The 21,591-nt window shown below is 57.7% G+C and carries 21 protein-coding genes; 7 read left to right on the top strand and 14 right to left on the bottom strand.

Annotated features, from left to right (window positions below; translation table 11 throughout):
• Positions 1–45: 45 nt before the first annotated feature.
• The 4 genes from lysS (at position 46) to Q1W40_RS00870 (ending at position 5,443) form a co-directional block, all read left to right on the top strand.
• Positions 46–1,596, top strand: coding sequence for a lysine--tRNA ligase (gene lysS, locus Q1W40_RS00885; RefSeq protein ID WP_300707908.1), 1,551 nt, complete (start codon positions 46–48; stop codon positions 1,594–1,596).
• Between the two features lie 346 nt (positions 1,597–1,942).
• Entirely contained in the window at positions 1,943–3,472 is a 1,530-nt protein-coding gene (locus tag Q1W40_RS00880) for an NAD(P)/FAD-dependent oxidoreductase (RefSeq protein ID WP_300707906.1), read from the top strand.
• A 24-nt stretch (positions 3,473–3,496) separates the two neighbouring features.
• Positions 3,497–4,411, top strand: a complete 915-nt coding sequence (locus Q1W40_RS00875) for an SDR family NAD(P)-dependent oxidoreductase (RefSeq protein WP_108364929.1) — start codon at positions 3,497–3,499, stop codon at positions 4,409–4,411.
• Positions 4,412–4,576: 165 nt separating this feature from the next.
• Entirely contained in the window at positions 4,577–5,443 is an 867-nt protein-coding gene (locus tag Q1W40_RS00870) for a tripartite tricarboxylate transporter substrate binding protein (RefSeq protein WP_300707902.1), read from the top strand.
• A gap of 131 nt (positions 5,444–5,574) precedes the next feature.
• On the opposite strand, the gene Q1W40_RS00865 is transcribed toward Q1W40_RS00870, so the two are convergent.
• The 4 genes from Q1W40_RS00865 to Q1W40_RS00850 all read right to left on the bottom strand — a co-directional run bounded on the left by Q1W40_RS00865 (position 5,575) and on the right by Q1W40_RS00850 (position 9,028).
• Positions 5,575–6,258, bottom strand: coding sequence for a Crp/Fnr family transcriptional regulator (locus tag Q1W40_RS00865; protein WP_300707900.1), 684 nt, complete (start codon positions 6,256–6,258; stop codon positions 5,575–5,577).
• A 359-nt stretch (positions 6,259–6,617) separates the two neighbouring features.
• Positions 6,618–7,136: a hypothetical protein gene (locus Q1W40_RS00860; RefSeq protein WP_133240064.1), complete on the bottom strand. Its 519-nt coding sequence runs from the start codon at positions 7,134–7,136 to the stop codon at positions 6,618–6,620.
• 60 nt (positions 7,137–7,196) lie between these two features.
• Positions 7,197–8,198 (bottom strand): AraC family transcriptional regulator, encoded by a 1,002-nt coding sequence (locus Q1W40_RS00855; RefSeq protein WP_053170193.1) that lies wholly within the window; start codon positions 8,196–8,198, stop codon positions 7,197–7,199.
• An 8-nt stretch (positions 8,199–8,206) separates the two neighbouring features.
• Positions 8,207–9,028, bottom strand: coding sequence for an SDR family oxidoreductase (locus Q1W40_RS00850; RefSeq protein ID WP_300707892.1), 822 nt, complete (start codon positions 9,026–9,028; stop codon positions 8,207–8,209).
• A 320-nt stretch (positions 9,029–9,348) separates the two neighbouring features.
• Here Q1W40_RS00850 and Q1W40_RS00845 point away from each other — a divergent pair, with 320 nt between their 5' ends.
• Together Q1W40_RS00845 and Q1W40_RS00840 are read left to right on the top strand one after the other, a co-directional pair.
• On the top strand, positions 9,349–9,972 hold the full coding sequence (locus tag Q1W40_RS00845; protein ID WP_300707890.1) for a tyrosine-type recombinase/integrase: 624 nt from the start codon (positions 9,349–9,351) through the stop codon (positions 9,970–9,972).
• A 200-nt stretch (positions 9,973–10,172) separates the two neighbouring features.
• Positions 10,173–11,267 carry an ionic transporter y4hA gene (locus tag Q1W40_RS00840; RefSeq protein ID WP_300707888.1) on the top strand — a complete coding sequence of 365 codons (1,095 nt, stop codon included), beginning with the start codon at positions 10,173–10,175 and terminating at the stop codon, positions 11,265–11,267.
• A gap of 404 nt (positions 11,268–11,671) precedes the next feature.
• Here Q1W40_RS00840 and Q1W40_RS00835 read toward each other — a convergent pair whose 3' ends face one another.
• The 3 genes from Q1W40_RS00835 to Q1W40_RS00825 are packed head-to-tail and all read right to left on the bottom strand — an operon-like array spanning position 11,672 to position 14,091.
• Positions 11,672–12,538 carry a phytanoyl-CoA dioxygenase family protein gene (locus Q1W40_RS00835; RefSeq protein ID WP_300707886.1) on the bottom strand — a complete coding sequence of 289 codons (867 nt, stop codon included), beginning with the start codon at positions 12,536–12,538 and terminating at the stop codon, positions 11,672–11,674.
• Positions 12,535–13,353 carry a phytanoyl-CoA dioxygenase family protein gene (locus tag Q1W40_RS00830; RefSeq protein WP_300707884.1) on the bottom strand — a complete coding sequence of 273 codons (819 nt, stop codon included), beginning with the start codon at positions 13,351–13,353 and terminating at the stop codon, positions 12,535–12,537. Before Q1W40_RS00830 ends, Q1W40_RS00835 begins: the two co-directional genes overlap by 4 nt.
• Positions 13,354–13,404: 51 nt before the next feature.
• The gene (locus Q1W40_RS00825; RefSeq protein WP_300707882.1) at positions 13,405–14,091 is read right to left on the bottom strand and encodes a GntR family transcriptional regulator; all 687 of its coding nucleotides are present in this window, start codon (positions 14,089–14,091) and stop codon (positions 13,405–13,407) included.
• Between the two features lie 456 nt (positions 14,092–14,547).
• Between Q1W40_RS00825 and Q1W40_RS00820 the strand changes: the two genes are divergently transcribed.
• A complete protein-coding gene (locus Q1W40_RS00820; protein ID WP_300707880.1) occupies positions 14,548–15,951 on the top strand; it encodes a lipocalin family protein in 1,404 nt (467 codons plus the stop codon).
• 538 nt (positions 15,952–16,489) lie between these two features.
• On the opposite strand, the gene Q1W40_RS00815 is transcribed toward Q1W40_RS00820, so the two are convergent.
• The 7 genes from Q1W40_RS00815 to rnc are packed head-to-tail and all read right to left on the bottom strand — an operon-like array spanning position 16,490 to position 21,587.
• A complete protein-coding gene (locus Q1W40_RS00815; RefSeq protein ID WP_300707878.1) occupies positions 16,490–16,789 on the bottom strand; it encodes a hypothetical protein in 300 nt (99 codons plus the stop codon).
• A gap of 18 nt (positions 16,790–16,807) precedes the next feature.
• Positions 16,808–17,896 (bottom strand): beta-N-acetylhexosaminidase, encoded by a 1,089-nt coding sequence (nagZ, locus tag Q1W40_RS00810; protein WP_300707876.1) that lies wholly within the window; start codon positions 17,894–17,896, stop codon positions 16,808–16,810.
• 35 nt (positions 17,897–17,931) lie between these two features.
• Positions 17,932–18,330 (bottom strand): holo-ACP synthase, encoded by a 399-nt coding sequence (gene acpS, locus Q1W40_RS00805; RefSeq protein ID WP_300707874.1) that lies wholly within the window; start codon positions 18,328–18,330, stop codon positions 17,932–17,934.
• Positions 18,327–19,076 carry a pyridoxine 5'-phosphate synthase gene (locus Q1W40_RS00800; RefSeq protein ID WP_300707872.1) on the bottom strand — a complete coding sequence of 250 codons (750 nt, stop codon included), beginning with the start codon at positions 19,074–19,076 and terminating at the stop codon, positions 18,327–18,329. Before Q1W40_RS00800 ends, acpS begins: the two co-directional genes overlap by 4 nt.
• Positions 19,073–19,822, bottom strand: a complete 750-nt coding sequence (gene recO / locus Q1W40_RS00795; protein ID WP_300707871.1) for a DNA repair protein RecO — start codon at positions 19,820–19,822, stop codon at positions 19,073–19,075. The genes Q1W40_RS00800 and recO overlap by 4 nt, the downstream gene beginning before the upstream one ends.
• An 11-nt stretch (positions 19,823–19,833) precedes the next feature.
• Positions 19,834–20,886, bottom strand: coding sequence for a GTPase Era (gene era / locus Q1W40_RS00790; protein ID WP_300707869.1), 1,053 nt, complete (start codon positions 20,884–20,886; stop codon positions 19,834–19,836).
• On the bottom strand, positions 20,883–21,587 hold the full coding sequence (gene rnc, locus Q1W40_RS00785; protein WP_300707867.1) for a ribonuclease III: 705 nt from the start codon (positions 21,585–21,587) through the stop codon (positions 20,883–20,885). The genes era and rnc overlap by 4 nt, the downstream gene beginning before the upstream one ends.
• Positions 21,588–21,591: the final 4 nt, after the last annotated feature.

The following is a 21,591-nucleotide window of genomic DNA, read 5'->3' as shown; positions in this document are numbered from 1 at the left end:
CCCCGGTTCAGGTGCACAGCGCACCCAGCCTAACCACCGCCCGCCATGTCCGACACGAATGCCAACGCCGCTGCGCCAGCCCCACAAGATGAAAACCAGCTGATCGCTGAGCGCCGCGAAAAACTCAAGGCCATGCGCCAGGCGCAGGCCGACGGCAAAGGCGTGGCCTTCCCCAACGACTTCAAGCCGGAGCACCACGCCGCCAACCTGCACCAGGCCCACGGTGAAAAAGACGCTGAAGCGCTGAACGGCGAAGGCGTGGCCAAGACCACCGCCAAAGTGGCGGGCCGCATGATGCTCAAGCGCGTCATGGGCAAGGCCAGCTTTGCCACGCTGCAAGACGCCACAGGCCGCATCCAGGTGTATGTGACCCGCGACGACGTGGGTGAAGACCTGTACGCCCTGTTCAAGCACTGGGACCTGGGCGACATCGTGGGCGTTGAAGGCCACCTGTTCAAGACCCGCACAGGCGAGCTGTCGATCCACGCCACCAGCATCCGCATGCTCACCAAGAGCCTGCGCCCCATGCCCGACAAGTTCCACGGCGTGGCCGACCAGGAAGTCAAATACCGCCAGCGCTATGTCGACCTGATGACCGACGAAGCCGCCCGCAAGCGCTTTGTGGCCCGCAGCAAGGCCGTGAGCGGCATCCGCGAGTTCATGGTCAAGCACGGCTTTTTGGAAGTCGAAACGCCCATGCTGCACCCCATTCCAGGTGGTGCCAACGCTCGCCCGTTTGTGACGCACCACAACGCGCTGGAGCAGGACATGTTCTTGCGCATCGCGCCCGAGCTGTACCTCAAGCGCTTGCTGGTCGGCGGTTTTGAGCGCGTGTTCGAGATCAACCGCAACTTCCGCAACGAAGGCATCTCGGTGCGCCACAACCCCGAGTTCACCATGATGGAGTTCTACGCGGCCTACTGGAACTACCAGGACCTGATGGGCTTCACGGAAGCCCTGATCCGCGACGCGGCCATGACCGCTGCAGGCACGCTCAACCTGAGCTACAACGGCAAGCCGGTGGATCTGAACAAGCCCTTTGCCCGCATGACCATCCGCGAAGCCATCGTGAAACACACCGAAGCGGGTGACAACGTGGACAACGCCGAGTGGCTGATCAACGCCTTGAAAAAGCTGGGCATGAGCGAAGCCAAAGACAAGCTGTCCACACGCAGCTTGGCCAGCCTGCAGGTGTTCTACTTCGAGGAAACCGTGGAAGACAAGCTCTGGGAGCCGACCTTCATCATGGAGCACCCGACCGAGATCAGCCCGCTGGCCCGCGCCAACGACACCCGCCCCGAAGTGACCGAGCGCTTTGAGCTTTACATCACCGGCCGCGAGTTCGGCAATGGTTTCAGTGAATTGAACGACGCCGAAGACCAGGCCGCACGCTTCCACGCCCAAGTGGCCGCCAAGGACGACGGCGACAACGAAGCCATGTACTACGACCACGACTTCGTGCGTGCGCTCGAATACGGCATGCCGCCTGCAGGTGGCTGCGGCATCGGCATCGACCGCCTGATGATGCTGCTGACCGACAGCGCCAGCATCCGCGATGTGATCTTGTTCCCGGCGCTGCGGCACGTGCAGGAATAAGGGCACCAAGCTCCAAAAACAAACCCGGCCAAGGCCGGGTTTTTTTAATGTTCACACCACGATTCCAATTGCGTATCTCTCGCTGAGATACGCATGAACAGCTGCTTCCGACCCAAAGCAGTCATTCAGCTATTTTTTCAGAGTTGTCATTTCATCGATGGCGAATGGTCACGTGAACATGGCAGTACGGCCTGTTAGAGGAAACACCGTTCGATTCGATTGATCTATGAGGTCCAATTAAACGCCACCGTAAATCCTCAGACTGCTCAAACACGACAGTCTTACCCATGCCCTTGCCACCAAACTGAAGTCACAGCAAAAGCTGTACTTCAGCAAGGTTCGCAGCATGATTGAAAACACCCCCGATAACAAAGAATCAGATAAGGACGTAGAGCCATACGATGTGGTCATTGTCGGTGCCGGTATATCTGGCATTTGCAGTGCTCATGCTTTACGCCAGGCATTTCCCGAGAAGCGATTTCTGATTTTGGAGTCACTGGAAACATTCGGTGGCACCTGGCAAATTCACAAGTATCCAGGTACCCGCTCAGACAGTGACCTCTTCACATTCGGCTATGGGTTCAAACCGTGGATCGGCAATCCGATTGCGACCCGGCAGCAGATTCTGGATTACTTGGGCTCCGTGATCGCGGACGCCAATCTGGCACCCCACATCCGTTACAAGCACCGCGTTCGTTCTGCCAATTGGTCAAGCACATCGAACACTTGGTCTTTGGAGGTCGAGACCGCTGAAGGCCAGAGACGGATGAACATCCAGACGAATTTTCTCTGGATGTGCCAAGGCTACTACCGCCACAGCCACGGCTATACGCCCGCATGGCCGGGCATGGACCAGTTCAAGGGACAGGTGATTCACCCGCAAAACTGGCCAGAGGACTTGGATCTCACCGGCAAACGCGTCACCGTCATTGGCTCTGGCGCGACAGCGGCCACACTGATCCCGGCCATGGCCGGGCAATGCGCGCATGTCACCATGCTCCAAAGAACGCCGACTTACTTTGCAACGGGCCGCAACAGCGATGCACTGGCCGAAGAGTTGCGCAGTCTGGGCATTGATGAAACGTGGATTCACGAAATCATGCGCCGAAAAGTGGTTCGCGAACGGGCCGACATCATTGAGAAAGCCAAAAACCATCCCGATGTGATGAAGAAACACCTGATCGCGGGTGTCAAGGCTAGCCTGCCTGAAGGCTTTGATGTCGATAAACATTTCACCCCGCCCTACAGACCATTTCAGCAAAGGGTGGCTTTTGTGCCTGACGGTGACTTGTTCAAGGCCTTCAGCTCAGGCCAGGCCTCGGTGGTCACCGACCATATCGAGTGTTTCGATGACAAGGGCATCCAGCTGAAAAGTGGTGAGCGCGTCGATTGCGATGTCGTCGTTACCGCCACAGGTTTTGAGTTGTCCGTGATGGGAGAAATTCCGTTTTCCGTTGACGGTCAATCTGTCAACTTTGCTGAGACGGTGAGCTACCGAGGGATCATGTTCACCGGCGTTCCAAACATGGCATGGGTGTATGGCTATGGGCGCTACAGCTGGACCTTGCGCGCAGAACTCATTGCCCAATTTGTCTGCAACTTGTTGCAACACATGCAAGAGCACCATTTGGCCAGCGTCAAGCCGGCCATCCGTGCGGAGGACACCGACATGCAATTGCTGCCGTGGACCGATCTGCAGGACATGAACGCCGGTTATGTCTTGCGCGGCGTGGACCGCATGCCCAAACGCGGCAGCAAGCCGGAATGGCAGCACAGCCAGGACTACCTTTATGAGAGCGAAGTCTTGCCGAACGTGGACTTCTCGGATGAGATTTTTGTCTACGCGACCTCAGGCCAACACGCACAGCACGCTTGATCAACCTCACCTCGGAAATCAATCATGAAAAACTTCACCGGAAAAGTGGTCGTCATCACGGGCGGTGGCTCGGGCATTGGCAAAGCATTGGCCATGGCCGCCGCCAAGCGCAGAATGAAATTGGCTTTGCTCGACATCCAAAGCGATGCCTTGGCCCAATCTGTGGATGAATTGCGCCAGATGGGCGCCGAAGCGGTAGGCATCACCGCCGACGTCTCGGATGCTGCAGCGATGCAAACCGTTGCCGACCAAATTGAAATCCATTACGGCGCCATCCACTTGGTCTTCAACAACGCAGGGGTGACATCGTCAGGCCCGGTTTGGGAAAGCACTGAAAAAGACTGGGATTGGCTGCTGGGCATCAACCTCAAAGGCGTGGTCAATGGGGTGCGCAGCTTCACACCCAAAATGCTGGCAGCAGCAGCCTCAGACAAAGCCTACGAGGGCTGTGTGGTCAACACGGCTTCTTTGGCGGGCATCCTGGCAGGCCCGGGCATGGGCATCTACAGTGTCTCCAAGCATGCGGTCGTTGCGCTGTCGGAGTGCCTGCACTATGACTTGCAGCTGGTATCTCCTCAAGTCAGGGCAGCTGTGCTTTGTCCCTCCTATGTGCCTACAGCGATTGGCAACTCCGATCGCAACAGGCCGACTCACCTTGTGAATGAAAAGCCACCCACCAAGGCGCAAATGGCATCTTTGGCGGCCGCGCAGCAGGCCGTGGCTCAGGGAAACATCACTGCGACAGAAGTGGCAGAGATCACCTTCAAGTCCATAGAGCAAGGATGTTTTTACATCTTCCCGAGTCCCGAAGGCCTTGCTTTGTTCAAGCTACGCTCGGACAACATCCTGAATCAAGTCACACCAGAGTTCCCGTACGAGCTGTTTCCTGCGATGAAAGATCGACGTGATCGCATGCTGGCGGCGCAAGCCAAAAACTGAATTTCCCTGACCTTTTCCAACATACTCAACCAAGGAGACATAACCATGATTCGCTTTTCTCGCCGCTCTATACATTTTGCAACACTTGCACTCGTTGTCTCGGGATATTGCGCATCCGGCTCAACATTCGCGCAAGCAACTTATCCCAACAAGCCCGTCAAAATCGTGTTGCCTTACCCCGCTGGCGGTGGTTCAGACGCCGTGGCTCGGATGATCGCAGACAAGCTGCAACAGACTTGGGGCCAGCCCGTGGTGGTGGACAACAAACCCGGTGCGTCAGGCATCATCGGCACACAGCAAGTGGTCAGAACGGCGGCCGATGGCTACACCTTGCTGTACCACAACACGGTGCTGATTCAACAGCCATCGATGATGGAGAAGCTGCCCTACGATCCATTGAAGGACCTGCAGCCTGTGACTGTGACCTTGAAGACCAACAACCTCTTCGTTGTCCCAGCCAGCTCGCCTGCCAAGACGCTCAAGGAGTTCATCGATCTGGCCCGTTCCCAGACTGCGCAAGGCAGCTATGGCAGTTACGGCATCGGCAGCGCAGCGCATTTGAATGGCGAACTGTTCAAGCAACAAACCGGGCTGGATTTGACGCATGTGGCTTTCCAGGGTTCGGCTCCGATGATCACCAACCTGATTGGCAATCAGCTGCCCAGCGCATTCATCGATATTCCTTCGGCACTGCCGCACATGAAAAACCTGCGAGCGCTGGCCATTGCGGGCACCCAACGCCCCCCAGAGTTGTCGGGTGTCCCCACTTTCACGGAGCTGGGTTACAAATCGTTTGAGCCCATGGGCTGGCACGGGCTGTTCTTACCAGCCGGCACGCCCAGCGCCATTGCACAGAAGATCAGCAAAGACGTGAATGCCGTCCTGCAAATGCCTGACGTGCTGGCACGCCTGAAAGCCATGGGGGTGGCACCTGGTGGTGGTACGCCTGAAGAGTTTGCACAGGTGATCAAGGCCGACGCAGTCATTTACGCAGACATCACAAAAGCCGCCAATATTCGTATCACGCAGTGATCAATCCGCTCATGCAATGATGCATCACTGCATCGTTGCATGAAAAGTGGCAGATCAAGGCAGGAACTCGTTTTGGGAGGGTGTAAGCATCTGGTTCGGCAGCGCGCTTCCAGCACCCCGATGTTTACGCTTTAAGACTCTGCCACGATCCGGCGCAATGCCGACAGATTGCGCAAACGGATGCGACCGTAGGTCAATGTGAGGATGTTTTCCGACTCCCACTGCTTGAGCAAGCGGTTGACCGTCTGCCTAGAGGCTCCCAACATGCGGCCGAGCTGTTCTTGTGACAAATTGAGTTCGGTCGGATGGCTGGCTGATGTGTGCTTGGCCATGTCAAGTTCCGCCAGCAAACGGTCAGCCAAGCGAACAGGAACGGGCCGAAGAATGGTGGCTTCGATCCGTTCGATGGCCCATTTGTAGCGTCGGCACACCAAGTGCAGCAGTTCGCTCAAAAATTCTTTGTTGTCGTTGACCACATTAAAGAAGTGCGTTTTAGACACCACCATCAACTCCGTCGGGACCAGTGCTTTGGCGTCATGTACACGTTCTTGTTGAATGATCAGAGTCAATTCACCGAACCACATGCCAGCCTCAGCGATACCCAAAACCGCTTCCCGGCCAGCCGATGAGGCGTTGCTCAACTGCACTGCGCCCGACTTCACGAAATAAACCGCGTCGGGCGCAGAGCCTTGGTGAAAAAGACTTTCGCCCTTGGCAAATCGTTTCAATCGAGCTTTAGCCAAAAGTTGTTGAGTCAGTTCACGTGAAAGGTCGTATTCATCTGGTGCAATTGCTGCGAGATTTTGAGAAGCCATCTCTGTATGTCCTTGAAATCCATCTCTGCATCAAGATGATTTTTGTGAATGATTGAAGGCGCATCAACATGCACAAGCAAGAGATATCAGGGTCTCGGTCATTAGATCAAATTATTTGGCATGCAGATGGCAATGCAGAGACACGAACACGTGTTGACTCACTTATCAATCAATTATTTTCGTATTTTCAAGGCGCCCATGCTGCTGACTGCTATTGGCCGAACTGAGGCGGTCGTTCTTGACCGTCTCTACCCGACCCAAAGCGGAAGTGGGAACAGGTTGAGTGGTCACTCAAGCAGTCATACCTCACTGCAATATTTTCAAATAGAGCACCCATTCGCTCACGTAACTGGCCGCACTCAACCCAAAGCATGGAGTGCTGAGGTGTAGGGATGGGTTCTTCGCTCAGCAAATCCGTCAACCAGCAAACCTACTCCGGCAAATAAGACCAGAGCAATGCCGATCCCTTGCAATAAATCGGCAGAGGTTAAAAAGCGGAGTGCTAAACCGGCAACGCCCAACAGGCCCCAAATGGCCAAGTAGACGGGCCATGCTTTATTGACCTTGCTCATCCGTGTCAATTCTTCTGTGACAGCCGCATGGGGATTAGTTTTCAGTGACTGCTCAAGAGCTTGCACTTGTGCTGGCGAGCGGTAGCCCACAACAGCGCCCACCGTAGTCATAAGCAATCCCATCAGAAGGAAAGGTATTGCAACACCTCGTGCAAAACTGGTGGGGCTGTCAGTCATCAACCAGGCTCCGACCACAAGGCTGATCAGACCGGCCGGGAGGATGAAGACCAACGCTTCCAATTTCTCGCCTTGGAAGTAAATTTGCATGGCTTCAAGTAGCCCTGAATCAGATGGTGTGCCGGTCATAAAAATTCCTTTCAATTACTGTCTGAGCGCCTAATCGGAATAAGCGTGAAAGATGATTCATCAAGGTGCGGCGCGTAGCAGTTGGCGCAGACCGTCGGGGGTCTGTCCAGTCCAACCCCTGAACGCTCGAAAGAATGAGTTTGGCTCATCAAACCCGAGAAGAAATGAGATCTCAGCTGTTGGCAAATCAGTCTTCAGGAGGTAATGCTGTGCCAGCGATTGCCGAGTGGCTTGCAGCAATCCCGTATAGGTCAGGCCCTCCTGCTCAAGATGTCTTTGAAGCGATCGCTGGCTCATCCCGAGCCTCCGTGCCACCGCCTCCATACCCACCCCTCCCCCCGGCAATGCTTCTAGCAAGACCGATCGGACCCGTTGACCTACTTGTACGGAAGCATCAAGCTGTGCCAATCGTGTTCGTAATTCCGGTTCGAATGCTGCCCAAATTTCTTCGTTCGAGGTAAGAAAAGGACGCAAAGCATCAGCCTTGGAGAACGTGATGCAGTGAGCACTGCCTTTTTTCAAATTCACGCCCAAAAAGTCTGCATACGGAGTAGTTTCCAGCGGCAATGCGGTGGTGGTGACCATCAGCGGATTGACCACCTCACGCGTACCCATGCGCGCCAATGTCACAACGAAGAGCAGTTCCGTCACCACCAGCGAGGTAGGAGGCTTGTTACCCGCGCTCAGCCACACAAACTCGAACGCTACCTCTTGCTCGTCTTCGCGCACCTCCAGCCGCACAGGGGCAACCAGGGCCTTGTAACGCGCTATGCGCTGTGCAGCCACGAGCAAGTTGGGGCTGCACAATGCAGCAAAAAGAGGCGGGGAGAACGATTCGCTGCGCACATCGCGGCAGAGTCTTAGGGGAAGCAACGGATCAGCAATCTCCGCCTCGATGCCTTGCCAAAACCTGTGGAAATCCTCGGCCTCTAGGCGGACCGATGGACGGAGTAGCAAATCTTCAGGCAATCCCGCTCGCCGCAATATATTCGCACCAGACACCCCCAAATCTTTGAGTAGGGGGCGCCAGGTGGAGTCCAGAGCGTAGGTAGTGGAGTGCATTTAGCCAATCATGCACTCAATCCAAACTGTGATCGCATACCACCAATAAAAGTGGCATCGTCTGATTGGCGACGAGCGTTCAATAGGTGAACAGCGTCAGCACCCGCTTCATAGCGAAGTCGATCGGCACTGTCGCTTGCAGCGCCGAAGATGGTGTCGGCAATCAATTCCGCTGGAGAGGCATTTTCTGCCATGGGCCCGAGTGCCGATATGAAGGCCTGCACTAACGGCTGGTAATCGGGCAGTGCAGGTTCGTTGTTGAAATCGAACGAACGTCCAGAAAAGTCTGTTTTCACCATGCCAGGCTCCACGAGCTTCACCCGAATCCCCAGAGGCAGCAACTCAAAGTGCAGTGATTCGGAAAGGCCCTCCACCGCGAACTTGGTGCCGTGGTACAACGTACCGAGGGGGAAAGTTATTCTCCCTCCAATCGACGAGATGTTGATGATCGTGCCGCTTCGCTGGGCACGAAAGTACGGTAATACAGCCTGAGTTGTGGCCAACAGACCCGTTACATTGACGTCAAACTGCCGACGAATCTTCTCCATGGGTGTGACCTCCAGCGGCCCATACGCACCGTATCCGGCATTGTTCAGCAGTACATCAAGTTTGCCGAACCGAGCTAATCCCTCTTGCACGGCTAACTGGATGGAGGGCAAGTCCAGTACGTCCAGCCGTGTGACGAGGACGCGATCCAGGTTATTCAACTCCCGTTCGTCTTCGGGAGAGCGCATGGTTGCGACAACGTTCCAGCCGGCTGATTGGAAACGTTTTGCGGTGGCTTTGCCGATCCCGCTGGATGCCCCGGTGATCAATACAGTCTTGTTCATGGTCTTGAACCTCCTGCAATAAATGTAGACGGGAGGCAAGGAACTGACACTGTCCAAGCGCGCCAATCAGCAATCAAAATACGCCAAAATGTGCAGATTCAAATGGCTCGTCTAGTTTTGTGCCAATTTGATGTCACGCCTGCACACACAAAAGCAGTCACTCATGACCGATAGCAATTGGCCGAAGGCGTGAGTTGACTCATGCACCCATTTGCAGTCACTCGTATCGATAGAGTATTCCCGCTGACTTGACACAGCGCAATGTGGTGCCGCCTGATCGGCTCATGCTCTGTACTCCCTCAACTAGATGGGAGACCATCATGGAAACCTCAGGTACTTCTGTTCACCATGAACCGTGGAATAAGGGCAAGATCGTAGGCCAGAAGGCCCCCTTTAAGGTGAAGGACATTTGGGCCCTACGCGTACGTCTTCAAATGGAGGGGCGGACCCGTGAACTAGCGCTCTTTAATCTTGGCATTGACAGCAAGCTGCGAGGATGTGACTTGGTTGCACTCAAGGTACGTGATGTATCCCACGGAGACCAACTAGCTACACGCGCCATAGTCATGCAGCACAAGACCAAGCGTCCAGTTCAGTTCGAAATCACCTCAGTCACAAGGGATGCGTTACAGGCCTGGATCAAACAGGCTGCCTTGAAGTCAGAGGACTTTCTTTTCCCCAGTCGGCTTCACGATTCGCCGCACCTGGGTACCCGGCAGTACGCCCGCATTCTTGGGCATTGGGTAGACGAGCTTGGTCTAGATCGTTCCGAGTATGGGACCCATTCGATGCGAAGGACCAAGGCGACGCTGATCTATCGACGGACCAAGAACCTCCGAGCTGTTCAACTTTTACTGGGCCACGCAAAGCTGGAGTCCACCGTTAGATACCTGGGTATTGAGGTCGACGATGCTCTTGAGATCTCGGAACAGACCGAAATTTAAGATGGTCAACCTTGGCAATTTTTCGCAACGGTGCGGCAGCCCCAAATGACGGCTCTGCGGAATCCGTCGGAAACGGTGCTTCCGGCCAGAAGCAGTCTCAAAAAGCTGAGTTCTTTGGAGTCTGAGAATCACATCGGTGTGGGCGAATCCAAGCTTTTCACGCCCCGGTCCAAGCAAATGGGTCGGTATAAACTCCGATCATGAAGCTACCCTCTCGATTACCCGTCTGGTCGATCACCTGCCCGATAGCTGCTTGGGTTTTGCTCGTCCTGAATTTCACAGGGCACGGAGTCGGGCTGGGTGGACTGTTTGAGGTCCTTCTTGTCTCTGGCCTTGTTGCGGGCGTCCTCGCGGCCGTCTTTCACGCGGAAGTTGTTGCTCACCGAGTGGGTGAGCCCTATGGCACGCTGGTGCTGGCACTTGCGGTCACAGGCATTGAGGTCGCGCTCATCGTGTCGCTCATGATCGCGGGAGGCGAGGCCGCCAGCGGGTTGGCTCGAGATACGGTGTTTGCCTCGGTGATGATTATCCTCAACGGTATGGTTGGACTTTGCCTGCTCACCGGCGGACGCCGTCATGGCGAGCAATCCTTTGGTTTGTTCGGGGTGTCAACGGCCTTGGCCACCCTAGCGGCCATCTCGGTGCTCGCCCTGGTGTTACCCAACTACACCACGACCATCTTGGGTCCGTTCTACAGCAGCAGCCAACTGATCTTCATTGCCGTGGTCTCGCTTGTGCTGTACGGCACTTTCATATTGGTCCAGACCGTTCGTCATCGGGATTACTTTTTGCCCGTGGTTGCTGAGGCAGACGAGGAAGTGCACGCGCCACCGCCCTCTAACCAGATGGCGAGCCTAAGCGCGGCGCTCTTATTGGGTTGCTTGGGTGCGGTCGTGCTGCTGGCCAAGGCACTGTCACCCGCTTTGGAGATGGCTGTCGCGAGCATGGGGGCCCCTAAGACCGTGGTGGGCATCATCATCGCTTTGGTGGTCCTGCTGCCCGAGAGCATTGCCGCTTATCATGCGGCGCGGGCGAACCGCCTGCAGACCAGTCTCAATCTGGCCCTCGGCTCTGCACTGGCCAGCATCGGACTTACGATCCCGGCCGTTGCTCTTGTTTCCTTGATGACCGGCTGGACGCTCTCGCTTGGCATTGATGCAAAGTCGACGGTATTGCTTGTGCTTTCGCTGTTTGTGGCATCCCTGTCTTTGGGTACGGGACGCACGACCGTGATGCAGGGAACCGTTCACCTGGTGATCTTTGCGGTGTATCTCTTCACCGCCATCGTTCCTTGAGCCAGAATCTGAATTAAAACCGGGGCAAGACCGAAAAGCAGTGTTCTGCCTTCTTCGGCCACAACCTGAAGAAGTACACGCTGAGACAAACGATACACAACTGCGCGAAGGTGACCTTCCCTCCCCACAAGGTAGCCGGCTATATCACTATCTACTGCGTCGAGGGCCGCTTAACGGTATCTCAGCCCACTGGTCCGGTCATCCTTCTGCCTGGGCAGCTGATGTTCCTAAACAACGAACTCCAGTATGGCTGCTTGCCCTGGAACCTAGTTCAGCGCTCGTCATTATTTCGTTGCCCAACGTTGAACGCTGATCAGAATCTTATAGGTTGTTTGCGCACAGGTCAGCGTCTGCTTCGGGTCGGCTTTGACCGGTCGCCTGCCCGAGCCTTTGTGTAATGGGTCCTAGGTCTTAGCAGCTGTTTGGAGGGCATAAATGCCTGAATATCCTGCAGAAAAATCCGGCGGTAATTCGATGAGCCCAGCTTCTACGCGTGCATGTGTTGCCGGTTCGCCCCTGACCATTTGATTGCGATGCATGCTGTCTATAACCGGTGCGGTGTAGGAAAATGCGTCAGCAGCAGCGTATTGGATGATGTAGGTTGTGCGCAAGGTGTCCGATCGGTTTTGACTTGAACCATGCACCACGAGACCGTGGTGTGCCACAACATCTCCCACGTTTAACTCGTTATCAACCACATCCGCGTAGTCTTGGGCGGTCATCGTGTGGTTGCAATTGAGCTTATAGAGACCCTTTTCCCAATGACTCCGAGGTCCGAGTTTGTGGCTGCCGGGGATCGTCTGTAGGCAGCCATTGATCGAGCGTGACGCGTTCAGCGGCACGCTTAGGGCCACAAGATTGGTGTTGGTGTGCGGAAATACTGGCCAGTCCTGATGCCAGCCAATCTCGGCACCCCCGTGGGGCAGTTTGAAATTGATCTTCGAGTGGTAGAACTTGACCGGCCCTCCGATCAGGTCAGCGGCAATGTCCCCCAGGATCGAATCAAAGGCAGTTTCAAGGTACACCGAGTCAAGTTCGGTCGGGCTGGAAATGCGTCGGATGCGTGGATTCTGTAGGGTGTGCTCAGGCTCCAGATCGTAATGTTTCGTCTTTTGTTTGAGTGAACAGCCTTCGTCGTAGAGTCGCTCGGTGGTGGAGATGAGTCGGCCAAGCAGTTCGGAATCAAGTATTTGATGAAGATTGAGGTATCCGGTTTCGCGATAGTTGCTGATTTGCGCATCGCTGAGGACACGCTGATGGCGGGTGTTCATCGGACCTCCTGTAACGAGATGTTGACTGCGAGGATGTTGTCGCTTCCTGCAAAGAGTGGTTTCGTGTTGACCGATCGCACGTAATCGGGGCGAGGGTTGGGCACCTCGTGACACTGGTTTTTGACCGGGTTGTAGACCAGATAAATTGCCCAGCGATTGTGTCGGGACAAATTGTGTCCCGATGCGTGCAGGATGTTGCAATCGAAGAAAACTACCGTGCCTGGCTTGCCAACAATCGGAACTGGTTGAGGGCTTCGCTCCATGATTTCGAGGAGCTTTTCCTTGGGTGTCACATAGAACTTGTAGCCTGTGGCGTCGTTGAACTCCGGCTCCAAACTACCCTCCTTGTGGCTCCCTGGAATGAAGTAGAGGCAACCATTCATTTCAGTGGGCTCGTCCAGCATGATGAGCGCCGTGGTTGGAAGTGCCTCAGGCATGCCATCGCGCTTCCAAGTGCCGTAGTCTTGGTGCCAAGCCCACACCGAACCGTCAATTGCAGTCTTCAAATTGCATTTGGTGTGATGGATGTAGAGCTGCTGATCGCCGAGCAGATCCTGAGCGGCCTCCAGCATTCGCGGACAACGCGCGACGGCATGGAAAACAGGTGAAGCGGTTGGACCGTCTGCCTCGTGAACACGGTAAATGGTTTTGGCGATATGACTGCCGTTTTCGCGAACTAAGTGATCGGTGTCTACCTCTTGAATCCTCCCAAGCTCGGCTCGCATGGCCGCCACCTCTGAAGCTGAAAAGAGGTCCTCTAGGATGAGGAATCCGTCACGGTTATAGGCTTGGACTTGTTGATGGGTGAGGCGCACAGGCAAACTCCTTGAACAGGAGTTCATGGTATGTGACTGGTATGCCAGATGTCAAGTGCGGGTAATCAGGGTCCTGTGGGCAAATTCAAAAAGATCGTCAATCAGCCGATCACTAGCTTCCGCAGCCTTATCACCTTTACCCGTGGCTATCGCGCGCGCAAGTGCCACGTGCAGCCGCAATGTCGCATTGGCTTGGTCGTGGTGGTGGTAGAACCAGAAACGCCTTGAAGCAGAATGCAGGGCCGCCACAGCCGACGCGGCAACCATATTGCGAGCGCTTTGTGCAGCCAGTCTGTTCATTTCGTTGTCCCAATGCAGGAAAGCTAGCAGATCCCCGGACTTCACTGCAGCTTCCATGCTTTGCGCAATGGCTGTCATAGCCTCCCGCTCAGGCAAGGTGGAACGGGCGGCGGCAGAGCGAGCGATCAAACGGTCTAGCTCACGTCGCGTTTCGAGGATCTGAAGCTGATGTCCGACGTCGATGGCGGTAACCACGACTCCGCGACGAGGAAGAATTTGGACAAGATGCTCTCGTCCAAGGCGTTGCAAGGCCTCACGAATGGGCGTGTGCCCAATCCCGATGCGCTCACTGAGCATGGCCTCCGAAACCACGCTGCCCGGTGCAAGCTCGAGAGTCACAATCATCTCTTCGATACGTCGATAGGCTTCTTCGGTCAGTGAGGGAGGCACTTGACTTTGAGGTAACGATTTAGGGAGCGCGTGGGGTTGTCGATTCATGCGCAATATGGTGCCACATGTAACTCATTTAGGCGGGTAGCCGGCGTTCAGTGTCTGCGATGGCTTCGCAGGTGATGGCAATGATCCCCGGCAATAGACCTAACTACCTTACGACCGCTTCTGGCCAATAGTCGCTACCGACCCAAAGCGGTCTTTTGAATTTCTGTATCCAACGACAGCTTTAGGTCCAGGTGTTCAATCTGAATGCACAACTTGGCCGAGCAACCAATCGCGAAATGCCACAATGCGAGGCAAATTGGCGCACTCATGTCGATTCACTGATAATCAACTTGACCTGTTCAACGTAACGGCATCGATGATTCATTTCTATGCACGGCAGTGGCGGGTCGATGTCAGGGCCGTGATGTTCAATGTGAAATGCCAAGAGTCGTCATCGCCGACGAGCACGCTGCACCCACCAACAGGCAGAATCCCTTCGTTGGAGTGAACTATCAGTTGAGCAAACACTACAAGGTTTCTCTCATGTTAAAGACAATCTCATTGTTAATCGTTGCTGTGCTGTGTCTTAGTTTGGGCGGGTGTGGCGGCAATGGCCTGCCTGCAACCGATTCTCCGCAATTCGACAACGGCGTGACAGCCAGCAGATCTTCGCTCTTCATCCCGTATAGCCCCGGGTTCTTCGTGACGTCGGCGGACTGGTACTTCCCGCCCCAGGCTGACGGCACGGTCTCGGCCAAAGGCGTCGTCTGGCTCCAACGCGGCGACACGGCGGACTTGGCCGCGCTGGCGGCCCAGATCGCGGGCCAGACCAACAGCATCGTCGTGGTGCCTGTGATCAGCTCCTTCGAGATTCCGACCCAGCCGGGGCGATATCTCGGCAGCGCGGCCATGCAGCAGGCGGTCGCCGACATGATGCTTGGTGACCGTGTGGCGCTCGCCATCAGCGCGAACGCCGCCGGCTATCAGGGGGTGCTACCCCAGAAGTTCCTGCTTGCCGGAGAGCGTCTGGGCGGCGGTTTCGCCGCCGAGGTGGCTGCACGCACCGTAGACAACGGCGCCGCCGCGAATCTTCTGGGCGTGGTGATGTTCGATGGCGTGGCTCGCCCAGACCAGTTCCCCGCTACGCTCGCCAAGCTCGACTCCCTGGGCATCCCGCTCTACCAGATCGCCTCGCCGCCTCAAGCCGGGAATAATTGGGGCAGTACCACGGAGCAGCTCGTGGCCCTCCACCCCGTCCAGTTCGTCGGCGTTCAGCTCGATGACGGCAGCGCCATGAGCGCCGCGATCACGCTCTCCACTGGCTGGATCAACGATATCTACGAAGGGCGCGGGCCCTCTGATCCCTTCTACGGCATCTACGGCAATCCCAACGACGGCACCTACGTCGCTAACCAGCCGCTCGTGATTGGCAATACAGGGGGCACCGTGCTGCCCGCGCCGCCCCCGGTTGATATCGCTCAGTACTTGGGCACGTGGTACGAACAGGGCAGCGTGAAACAAGACCCGTCCGTCGTGCTCGTCAACGTCAAAGCGGTCTACGATTACCAGCTCGGCGACAGCTTCACGGTGGAAAATTCCGGGAACACCTCCGGACCAAGCGGGCCGGCGTGGACCATCACCGGATCAGCGGTTCCGGTCAACGCCGCCAACACCCGCCACAAAGTGAGCTTCTCCGGCCTGCCCACCAGGGACGAGCCGGGCAACTACTGGATCCTGGACTACGCCCCGGACTACAGCTGGGCGATCGTCGGCGACCCGACCGGGACCGCGGGATCCATCCTGACTCGTGACCGGGTCATCCCTGAAGCCGAGTACAAAGCGCTGGTGGCCCGGGCGTATCGGTTGGGTGTGAGGGGCACGATCACTCCGACTGCGCAGTACCTCCCGCCGGCGAGCTGAATCCCGGGATCTACTTAAGCGTGAGTTGGTGAACGCGCTCTTGGGCTGCTCGAGCACCAGGTGTTTCCGAAAGCCTTTCGGTCCGAAGGTCCTGGTCTCCTCGATCAGGTGGCCGAAGCCACGGACGGTTGGGTCTTTCATGGAATGTCGGCCGTTGGTTCTTTCCGCTGGGGCTCCAGCACCCCTGCATGGGATGGCATGCACTTGGTCGTCCACGAAGTGCCCGGACTCCAAGAATTCACAAGATCCTTCTCGAAGTCTTCGCAGCTGTGGATGCCCCCCTATCGTTAACTCTTTCATCCGGTGATCGGTCTTTGCAAACTCTGACTTTCGCACCACAGAACACGACGACCGCTCCCAGCCTGGATCGGGCCTTCAGGGAGAACACATCAGCGACACCTTTTGGCCGGAAACCGACATTTGACAAGTGCTTAACCAATTGCAGCAACGCCGCATTACGGCCATGAATCGGGCTAACCGCAAAAACCATATAGGCGTAGGCAACACCCAGCGAATTGCGGTTCACACCCCTGTTATGTCAGCCTCGGCGCTGAGATGGCAGGCGAGGCGCGTCGTCGACCACCTCGCGCACTTCCACGTCGACGATGTCGTCCTGGCGTTGTGCTTCAAAACCCGATTCAAAGCCGCGCTGACCACCCCAGCCTGCGCCCTTGCGCAGGTCGCTGAACTGCTGCCAGACCATCACCACCTGGGGCTTGCGCCCGGTGAGCAACCAGCGCACGGTGGCGAACACGATGTAGAGGCCCAGCGCCACCAAGAGACCCGCCAGAAAGGCAAGTCCCAGAAGACCCATGAAAATGCGCACGATCCAGTTCATTCAGATGTCCTGTTCAGGTCAAGGCAAGCGGTCGAGCGCCTGCATGTAATCGGCCGAGCGCACCAGCTCGTCCCAAGCACGAGCGGGCGAGCGCGGCAGCAGGTTCAGTCGGCGCTCTTCGCTGACCTCGTTGGGCTGCCATTGGCCTTTGACTTGTGCCTCGGCCAACTGGTCGAGCACGTCGTCGAGTTCTGCACCGCCGCCATTCACAGCCGAGCGGTTGCACAGCAGCGCCAAGTCACAGCCTGCCTGCAGGGCAGTGATCACCGCCTCGGTGTAGCTGAGGGTACGCCCGTCCATCTGGCGGGCGGCAGCCATCGACAGGTCGTCGGTGCAGACCACGCCCTGAAAGCCCAGCTGGGCACGCAGGATGTCTTGCAGCCAACGCGGCGAAAAGCCAGCCGGGCGGCTGTCCACCTTGCTGTAGATCACATGGGCGGGCATCACCGCAGTGAGCACGCTGGTGAGCCAGCGGTAAGGCTGCGCGTCGTCTGCCAGGATGGCTTTGAGGCTGCGCTTGTCCACCGGCAGCGCCACATGCGAGTCGGCCTTGACCGCGCCGTGCCCGGGAAAGTGTTTGCCACAGTTGCCCATGCCCGCTTGCAAGAGGCCCTGCATCAGGCTGCGGGCCAGCAGGCTCACCACACGCGGGTCGCGGGCAAAGGCGCGATCGCCAATGACACCGCTTTCGCCATGGTCCAAATCCAGAACCGGGGTGAAGCTGAAATCCACACCACAAGCGCGCAGCTCGCTGGCCAGCACAAAGCCCGCCGAGGTGGCCGCTTCGCAGGCTTTGAGCACGCCGGTGCCAGGTTGGCCTTTGTCGTCCTGGCCCCAGAGTTCGCCAATGGCACGCATGCTGGGCAAATGGGTGAAGCCGTCGGTGCGAAAGCGCTGCACACGGCCGCCCTCGTGGTCCACCGCGATCAAGAGGTCAGGACGGATGCTTTTGATCTCGGCGCACAAGTCGCTGAGCTGCGCCCGGCTGTGCCAATTGCGGCCAAACAAAATCATGCCGCCGGTGAGGGGGTGCGCCAGACGCCTGCGGTCCACAGCGGTCAAGCTGTGGCCTTCGATGTCCAGAATGAGGGGGGCGTGGATGCTCATGCGTGTCTCAGCAGTTCAGGGTCAACAAAGAAAAATCAAGAGGTCCGGGTTTCGACCACACAAAAACTCGCGGCGTATTCGGATTCGTCGGTCACCGTGATGTGGGCGCTCAAGTTTTTGGCTTCGAACCATTCTTTGAGCACACCGTGCAGCACGATGACCGGCTGACCGCTGGGCAGCTTGCCGACTTCACACAGCCGCCAGGTCATGGGCATGCGCATGCCCAAGCCAATGGCTTTGCTGAAAGCCTCTTTAGCCGAAAAGCGGGTGGCCAGGTAACGCACACCCCGCTCGGGCCAACGCGCGCTGCGGGCCTTCCAGGTGGCCATTTCGGCCTCGCTCAGAACCTTGGCGGCAAAGCGCTCACCGTGCCGATCCAGGCTGGCCTGGATACGGCGGATGTCGCAAATGTCGGTGCCAATGCCGTAGATCATTTTTTCAGGCCATCCAGATAAACCTGCACGGTGGCGGCGTAACCGAGCTCCAGCGCATCGGCGATCAGGGCGTGGCCGATCGAGACCTCCTGCAAACCCTTCACCGCCGCCACGAAGACGGGCAAGTTGTCGCGGTTGAGGTCATGCCCGGCGTTCAGGCCCAAGCCCACCTGGGTGGCGGCATCGGCGGCATCGGCATAGCGCTGCAACTGCGCCGCGTTGTCGGGTGTTCCCCACGTCGCCGCATAGGGCTCGGTATAAAGCTCCACCCGGTCAGCGCCCACGGCGCGGGCTGCGGCCATCTGCTCAGCGATGGGGTCCATGAACAGGCTCACGCGCACACCCAGGGCCTTGCACTCGTCGATCAATGGTTTCAGACGTTCGGCGTCTTGCGGAAAGGTCCAGCCGTGGTCGCTGGTGAACTGGCCTTCGCTGTCGGGCACGAAGGTCACCTGGTGCGGGCGCGCTGCGCGCACGTGGTCCATCAGGTTGTGGAAAGGATTGCCTTCGATATTGAACTCGCGGTCGGGCCAGGCTTTCATCAAGGCGATCAGTTCCGTCACATCCGTGGCGCGGATGTGGCGCTCGTCGGGCCGGGGGTGGATCGTGATGCCCTGTGCACCCGCCTGCAGGCACAACTCGGCCGCACGGGTCACGCTGGGAATGCCCAAATGGCGGGAGTTGCGCAGCAGCGCGACTTTGTTGACGTTGACCGACAGGGCCACGCGAGAGGCAGAAGTGTTCATAAGGTTTGCAGGTCCAGCATCATTTGGCGAGTGCGCAAAGCGCCCACACCACAATGGTAGTTGAGCATCAGGCGCATCGGGCGCTGCAATTGGAGCAGCAAGTCCGCACAGTCACGCACCAATGCGGTCATCGGGTTCGCATCGTCCAAAGCGGCTTGCAGCGCCAGCCACTGGCCGCCGGTCAAGGCGTTGCGGTCATCGGCGGGCACCCATTGCAAGCCAGCTTCAGGCACCAGTGCATAGTGTTCATCCGTCATCACGGCTTTGAGGGTCAGCGTCTGGGCATTGAGCGCTGGCAAGAGGCCAATGTCTTTGAGCAAGATCAGCTCAAAGCCACGCAAAGCCCATTGCAGCGCGCTGGGCTCGCCACTGGCCAGCAGGCGCACAGCAGCGGCATACACCTCAAACAAACGGGCGTGCGGATCGTCACGCACCAACAAGCGCATCAGCAGTTCATTCAGGTAGTATCCCGACAGCAGGGCCTCGCCCGTGGGCATGACGTGGCCGCCCACCCATTCGGCCGACTTGAGGGTGCGGATGTCGCCATCGCCACCGAAGGTCAGCGACAAAGGCTGCAAAGGCAAGAGCACCGGGCGAAAGCTGGAGCTGGGGCGCTTAGCGCCTTTGGCCACCACCGCCACGCGGCCATGGTGGCGGGTGAAGACCTCCAGAATCAGACTGGTTTCGCTCCAGTCGTAGCGGTGCAGCACATAGGCTGGCTCGTCCGCGATCCGCTTGGTGGCCATTGAGGATGGAGTTACTCGTAGCCGAAGGAGCGCACGCGGGCTTCGTCGTCGGCCCAGCCAGAACGCACTTTGACCCACAGCTCGATGAAGACCTTGGCGTCCAGCAGTTTTTCCAGTTCCATCCGGGTCTCGGTGCCGATGCGCTTGAGCTTTTCGCCCTTGTCACCGATCACCATGGCCTTGTGGCCTTCGCGCTCGACCACGATGGTGGCGGCAATGCGCAGCATGCGCTTGGCGGTGCGGCCGGCTTCTTCTTCGAACTTGTCGATCACCACGGTGGAGGTGTAAGGCAGCTCGTCGCCCGTCAGGCGGAACAGCTTTTCGCGCACCATTTCGCTGGCGAGGAATTTCTCGCTGCGGTCGGTCAATTCGTCTTCACCGTGCCACCAAGGCTGCTCGGGCAGGTACTTTTCGCAAATGTCCAGCAGGCGCTCGATGTCTTTGGGCTGCTTGGCCGACATGGGCACAAACTCGGTGAAGGCATGGCGCTCTTGCATCTCGCGCAACCAGGGTGCGATCTCGGCGCGGCGGTGCACGTTGTCCAGCTTGTTGGCCACCAGCAGGACCGGGATGCCGGGCTTGAGCAGCGCCAGCACCTTGGCATCGGCGTTGGTGAAGCTGCCCGCTTCGACCACGAACAGCACCAGGTCCACATCGCCCACGGCGCCCACCACGGTCTTGTTCAGCGACTTGTTGAGCGCCGTGCCGTGGATGGTCTGAAAGCCGGGCGTGTCCACAAACACAAACTGGTTGGCCCCTTGCGTGCGGATGCCGGTGATGCGGTGGCGCGTGGTCTGCGCCTTGCGCGAGGTGATGCTGATCTTTTGGCCCACCAAGGCGTTGAGCAAGGTGGACTTGCCCACGTTGGGCTTGCCCACGATGGCCACCAGGCCGCAGCGCTGGCCTTCAACCACTGCGGGCACGGGCAGCGGCTCGGCAGGCAGTGCCGCAGCTTCGGCGCTGTCGCGCGGCTGGATGGTCACACCCGCGATCTGCACCGGGCGGCGCACGATTTGTTCATGCGCAGTGCGCTCGGCTTCGCCAGGGGTTTTGTCGGTGCTCATGCGGCGCTTTCTGATTTGAGGATTTTCAGCAGGGCTTCGGCCGCTGCTTGTTCTGCTGCGCGACGCGACGCGCCCGAGCCTTGTTGGGTTTGGCGCAATTCGGTCACTTCGCAAGAGACTTCAAACACCTGGCGGTGTGCGGCCCCCGAGGTGCCGATGACGGTGTATTTGGGCAAGGCCAGCTTGCGCCCTTGCAGCCACTCTTGCAGCTCGGTCTTGGGGTCTTTGCCCACCGCCTGCATGTCGGGTTTGATGTCGACCTGGGCGAACAGGCGTTCAACCAGCGCTTGCGCGTCCTTGTAGCCACCGTCCAGGTACACAGCGCCAATGATCGCCTCAAGGGCATCGGCCAGGATGGACGGACGCCCTTGCCCGCCCGAGCGCATTTCGCCCTCGCCCAGCCGCATCACGACCGACAAGTCCAGGGTTTTGGCCAATTGGTGCAGGGTGTCCTGCTTGACCAGGTTGGCCCGCACACGCGACAAATCGCCTTCGGGCAAGCTGGCCAGTTGGGTGTACAGCATGTGCGCGACCGAGAGGTTGAGCACCGAATCGCCCAAGAACTCCAGACGCTCGTTGTGGTCGGCGCTGAAGCTGCGGTGCGTGACGGCCTGCTGCAACAAGCCTGGCTGGCGAAAAGCGTAGCCCAGGCGAATTTGCAATTCAGACAATGCGGGAGAAACAGCGGATGTAATGGCCACGCTC

This window comes from Limnohabitans sp. (genome assembly GCF_030158565.1).
In the GTDB taxonomy this organism is placed as follows: Bacteria; Pseudomonadota; Gammaproteobacteria; order Burkholderiales; family Burkholderiaceae_C; genus Limnohabitans_A.
This window is presented reverse-complemented; position numbering and strand designations above follow the sequence as displayed.

What these genes read in the sequence shown, in the direction of transcription:
- Q1W40_RS00845 (WP_300707890.1), top strand. Translation starts at nt 9,349, where the DNA reads ATGGAAACCTCAGGTACTTCTGTTCACCATGAACCGTGGAATAAGGGC.
- Q1W40_RS00875 (WP_108364929.1), top strand. Translation starts at nt 3,497, where the DNA reads ATGAAAAACTTCACCGGAAAAGTGGTCGTCATCACGGGCGGTGGCTCG.
- Q1W40_RS00835 (WP_300707886.1), bottom strand. Translation starts at nt 12,538, where the DNA reads ATGAACACCCGCCATCAGCGTGTCCTCAGCGATGCGCAAATCAGCAAC.
- Q1W40_RS00825 (WP_300707882.1), bottom strand. Translation starts at nt 14,091, where the DNA reads ATGAATCGACAACCCCACGCGCTCCCTAAATCGTTACCTCAAAGTCAA.
- acpS (WP_300707874.1), bottom strand. Translation starts at nt 18,330, where the DNA reads ATGATCTACGGCATTGGCACCGACATTTGCGACATCCGCCGTATCCAG.
- recO (WP_300707871.1), bottom strand. Translation starts at nt 19,822, where the DNA reads ATGGCCACCAAGCGGATCGCGGACGAGCCAGCCTATGTGCTGCACCGC.
- Q1W40_RS00840 (WP_300707888.1), top strand. Translation starts at nt 10,173, where the DNA reads ATGAAGCTACCCTCTCGATTACCCGTCTGGTCGATCACCTGCCCGATA.
- Q1W40_RS00850 (WP_300707892.1), bottom strand. Translation starts at nt 9,028, where the DNA reads ATGAACAAGACTGTATTGATCACCGGGGCATCCAGCGGGATCGGCAAA.
- Q1W40_RS00880 (WP_300707906.1), top strand. Translation starts at nt 1,943, where the DNA reads ATGATTGAAAACACCCCCGATAACAAAGAATCAGATAAGGACGTAGAG.
- Q1W40_RS00855 (WP_053170193.1), bottom strand. Translation starts at nt 8,198, where the DNA reads ATGCACTCCACTACCTACGCTCTGGACTCCACCTGGCGCCCCCTACTC.
- Q1W40_RS00800 (WP_300707872.1), bottom strand. Translation starts at nt 19,076, where the DNA reads ATGAACACTTCTGCCTCTCGCGTGGCCCTGTCGGTCAACGTCAACAAA.
- Q1W40_RS00815 (WP_300707878.1), bottom strand. Translation starts at nt 16,789, where the DNA reads ATGAACTGGATCGTGCGCATTTTCATGGGTCTTCTGGGACTTGCCTTT.
- nagZ (WP_300707876.1), bottom strand. Translation starts at nt 17,896, where the DNA reads ATGAGCATCCACGCCCCCCTCATTCTGGACATCGAAGGCCACAGCTTG.
- Q1W40_RS00860 (WP_133240064.1), bottom strand. Translation starts at nt 7,136, where the DNA reads ATGACCGGCACACCATCTGATTCAGGGCTACTTGAAGCCATGCAAATT.
- era (WP_300707869.1), bottom strand. Translation starts at nt 20,886, where the DNA reads ATGAGCACCGACAAAACCCCTGGCGAAGCCGAGCGCACTGCGCATGAA.
- Q1W40_RS00865 (WP_300707900.1), bottom strand. Translation starts at nt 6,258, where the DNA reads ATGGCTTCTCAAAATCTCGCAGCAATTGCACCAGATGAATACGACCTT.
- lysS (WP_300707908.1), top strand. Translation starts at nt 46, where the DNA reads ATGTCCGACACGAATGCCAACGCCGCTGCGCCAGCCCCACAAGATGAA.